Source organism: Intrasporangium sp. (assembly GCF_039812505.1).
Taxonomy (GTDB): Bacteria; Actinomycetota; Actinomycetes; order Actinomycetales; family Dermatophilaceae; genus Intrasporangium_A.
In genome coordinates, this window is sequence record NZ_JBDIAQ010000237.1 from 1 (window position 1) to 3492 (window position 3492).

The window sequence follows — 3492 nt, forward strand, 5'->3', positions numbered from 1 at the left end:
TGGTTCGCGGCGCGGCCCTCGGGCACCGAGGACGTCTACAAGATCTACGCCGAGTCGTTCAAGGGGCCGGAGCACCTGGCGCAGGTACAGGCGGAGGCCAAGACCGTCGTGGACCAGGCCCTCTCGTCCTGACATCGAGCGTGCAGTTGTCCTGATCGAGCGTGCAGCAGTCCCGATCGAGCGGGCAGTAGTCCGGATCGGGCGTGCAGTAGTCCCGAACGATGGTGCGTTTCCGGGTGTCCAGGCTTGTGCGGATGGGCGGGCGGAGGGTGCATGACGACGCTCCGGAGCCCAGCGGCATACGCCCTCGGGTCAGAACAGCGCGCTCATCAGCGACTTGCGCGCCTTGGCGACCCGCTCGTCGTGGACACCGACGACCTCGAAGAGCTCGACGAGGTGCTCTCGCGCCTTGTTGCGGTCGGCGTCGCTGGTCCGGCGGACTGTGTCGACCAGCCGGAGGAAGGCGTCCTCGACGTGCCCACCCAGCAGGTCGAGGTCGGCAACCAGGATCTGGGCGTCGACGTCTCCCGGGTCGGCCGCGGCCGCGGCGCGGGCCACGGCGGGGTCCACGCCCTGGGCACGACGCAGCAGCTCGACCTGCGCCAAGCCGACCTTGGCATCGGCGTCGGCCGGGTTCTGTGCGAGCGCCTCGCGGTAGGCGGCAAGGGCGGCGTCGAGGTCGCCGGCCTCGATGGCGTCGAAGGCCTTCTGGTGCAGCGGCGGGAGGGAGGCCACGGCCGGTTCCTCGACCTCGGCCGGAACCGCGCCACCCGTGCCCACTGTGCCGGTCACACCGTGCTGTGCCGCGAGGGCGAGCACCTGGTCGATGACGGCAACGATCTGCTCCTCGGGCTGGACCCCCTCGAAGAGCGGGACCGGTTGGCCCTGGACGAGCGCGAAGGTCACCGGCACCGCACGGACCTGGAAGGCCTGCAGGATCGCCGGGTTCGCGTCGACGTCCGCGGTCGCGAGCTGGAAGCGGCCCCCGTAGCGCTGGGCGACGGCCCGCAGGGTGCCGACGAAGTCCGCGGTGTCGGCCAGCCGCGTCGACCAGATCACAAGGACGATGGGATAGTCGGCGCTGGCGGCGATGAGGTCACGGATCGAGGCGTCCGTGACCTCGATGACGAGCCCGCCGGCCGAGGCAGCGGAGCCGCTGTTGCCGGATGCCGGGCCCGGGGTCTGGGCCGGCCGGCCCAGACCGGACAGGTCGACGGCGCCGCGCAGCGCGGCGGCGGTGAAGGGTTGCTGGGTCATGCCTCAATCCTTCCTCAGTGCGCCTTGGCGCCGATCAGCTGGTCCTGCGCGGCGACGACCCGCACCTGGCCGGAAGCAGGGACGACGAAGGCGATGAACTCGCTGGAGGTCAGCTCGGCCTCGGTCGTGATGGTCTTGATGCCGGACAGGACCGTGACGTCCTTGCGCGGGGTCTGCTTCGTCGGCTTGTGGAACGCGATCGCGTCCGTCCGCTCGAGGTGGGCGAACACGACGGCGCCGGACCCACCCTTCAGCCGCAGGCCGCCGAGGATGTCCGTGGGCTCGTGGGACTGGGCGAACACGCCCTGGGCTCCCAGCGCCTTCGACTGGGCCGCGGCGTCCTTGCGGAGCCCGTCGGACCACGGGTCTGCTGCGATGAGCTTGCTCGGCTTGGGGCTCGGGAAGGCCACCGAGGCGGCCCACGCGGCCGAGACGTCTGCCGGCTTCGCGACCAGGCCGGCACCGCTACCGAGGCCGGCGGAGCCGGCGGACGGCGGGTCGAGCGCGTCGAGGGTGGCGTCCGCAATCATGGGGGCCATCGCGGCGATCCTGACGTCCTTGCCACCCTGGCCCCCGACGAGCAGGACGAGGACGGGAGCGTTCGACTTCTTCAGGGAGGCCCGGGCCAGGATCGTCGCCGGCGCGTCGGACTTCGCCGAGACGCCGAGGACGGTCACGTCGGTGCCGATCTGGGCATCGGTCCGCTGCGCCGCCGAACCGGCGGCCAGGACCTTGGCGCGTGCGTCGGCGGCCTTGAGCGCCGGCCCCTCGTAGATCCCGGCGCGAGCCGCGACCCCGGCCGCACTGGCGTCCGCCTGCGACCGGCTCGCGGCGGTGACGAGCGCGCTCACCACCGTGCTCGCCTCGGTCGCGGCGATCGCCGGGGTCCCGATCGAGGCCGCATCGTCGGCACCGTCGCCGGTGCAGGCGGCCAGCGCCAGGACACCGGCGATCGCCACGGTCGTCGCGGCTCGGCGCGTCACGGGTGGGAGCATCGGACAGGGCCTCTCGGTCGGGGTGCGGCGGCCTGCCCTCCGGTCAGGCCGCCCACCACGATACGCAGCGGCCCCCGGCCGGGACCAAATCGCGCGGATGCTCATCGCTTCCCCAACCGTCGATGGGCCACTTCACCACGCAGGTCGCCACCGTGATCGGAGCATCCGGATCTCTGGAGCACCCGAGCCGGGGTGCTCCTTGTGAGCTCCGTCCGGGACAAAGCCATGTCTGGCGTAGAAGGCCCTGGCTCGCCGGTTGTCGGCTGCCACCCAGAGGGTCGCGCCACGGTCTCCGAGCGCTCGGCCCAGCAGTTTGTCGGCGAGGCCGGTGCCATGGGTGCGGGCGAGCAGGTTGATCGCGTAGAGCTCCCACTCGGTGGGCACGTCGTCATCTCGGCTCGGCCCGGCCGAGACGAAGCCGACGATCTCCGCGGCGGCATCCGTTGCTACCAGAGTCGTGCCCAGATCGCTCGAACCCTGATCCCCCAGCCTCTGCCGCCAACGCTCCGCGAACTGCTGTGGGCTCAGCCCCGCGAGATACTCGTCCGGCATGATTCCCGCATAGGCCTCGCGCCACACGGATACGTGCACCCGCCCTAGCTCTTCACAGTCTGCGAGCGCGAGCGGCTCGATGCGCCAACGGGACTCAGGCATCGGCCTGACGTTGGATGGCTGCCTCGAGCCGCTCGAGCTTGCCGTCGAGCTCACCGGTGCGGCCCGGTCGGATGTCGGCCTTGAGGACCAGCGAGACGCGCGGCGAAGACTCGGCCAGAACATCGCAGCATCGCTTGACGACATCCATGCACTCGTCCCACTCGCCCTCGACCGTGGTGAACATCGCGTCGGTGCGGTTGGGCAGCCCGGACTCGCGGACCAAGGCGATGGCTCGGGCCACCGCCTCCCCGACCGAGCCGGTCTCGTCAGCAGGGGTGGACGGGGCGACCGAGAAGGCGATGAGCATTCCTCCACTCTAATGGCCGGGCAACTACCGGTCGGGCGCCTCCGGACCCCACAAATGCACTCGATCGGAAGTACTGCACTGCACTCTCGATGAAGACTGGCGCACTCTCGATGAAGACTGGTGCACTCTCGATGAAGACTGGCGCACTCTCGATGAAGACTGGTGCACTCTCGATGAAGACTGGTGCACTCTCGATGAAGAGTCGATGAAGACTCGTGCACTCTCGATCTGTCGGGGTCAGAGGTCAGAGGTCCTTCTTCATGCTCAGCAGCTCCTCGA

General features: G+C 70.2%; 5 protein-coding genes. 1 reads left to right on the plus strand and 4 read right to left on the minus strand.

The features are described 5' to 3' along the window. Positions 1-132, plus strand: a 132-nt coding sequence (locus WMI84_RS17560; protein ID WP_347355069.1) for a hypothetical protein, incomplete at its 5' end; no start/stop codon positions are given. Between the two features lie 180 nt (positions 133-312). On the opposite strand, the gene WMI84_RS17565 is transcribed toward WMI84_RS17560, so the two are convergent. The 4 genes from WMI84_RS17565 to WMI84_RS17580 all read right to left on the minus strand — a co-directional run bounded on the left by WMI84_RS17565 (position 313) and on the right by WMI84_RS17580 (position 3213). Beyond that, complete coding sequence (locus tag WMI84_RS17565; protein ID WP_347355065.1) at positions 313-1257, minus strand: tetratricopeptide repeat protein; 945 nt, start codon at positions 1255-1257, stop codon at positions 313-315. A 14-nt stretch (positions 1258-1271) separates the two neighbouring features. Then, complete coding sequence (locus WMI84_RS17570; protein WP_347355066.1) at positions 1272-2240, minus strand: hypothetical protein; 969 nt, start codon at positions 2238-2240, stop codon at positions 1272-1274. 144 nt (positions 2241-2384) lie between these two features. Then, positions 2385-2906 carry a GNAT family N-acetyltransferase gene (locus WMI84_RS17575; protein WP_347355067.1) on the minus strand — a complete coding sequence of 174 codons (522 nt, stop codon included), beginning with the start codon at positions 2904-2906 and terminating at the stop codon, positions 2385-2387. Beyond that, positions 2899-3213: a thiamine-binding protein gene (locus WMI84_RS17580; RefSeq protein WP_347355068.1), complete on the minus strand. Its 315-nt coding sequence runs from the start codon at positions 3211-3213 to the stop codon at positions 2899-2901. Before WMI84_RS17580 ends, WMI84_RS17575 begins: the two co-directional genes overlap by 8 nt. Positions 3214-3492: the final 279 nt, after the last annotated feature.

Excerpts from the sequence above, each read along its gene's own strand:
- WMI84_RS17580 (WP_347355068.1), bottom strand. The coding sequence starts at position 3,213 with ATGCTCATCGCCTTCTCGGTCGCCCCGTCCACCCCTGCTGACGAGACC.
- WMI84_RS17565 (WP_347355065.1), bottom strand. The coding sequence starts at position 1,257 with ATGACCCAGCAACCCTTCACCGCCGCCGCGCTGCGCGGCGCCGTCGAC.
- WMI84_RS17575 (WP_347355067.1), bottom strand. The coding sequence starts at position 2,906 with ATGCCTGAGTCCCGTTGGCGCATCGAGCCGCTCGCGCTCGCAGACTGT.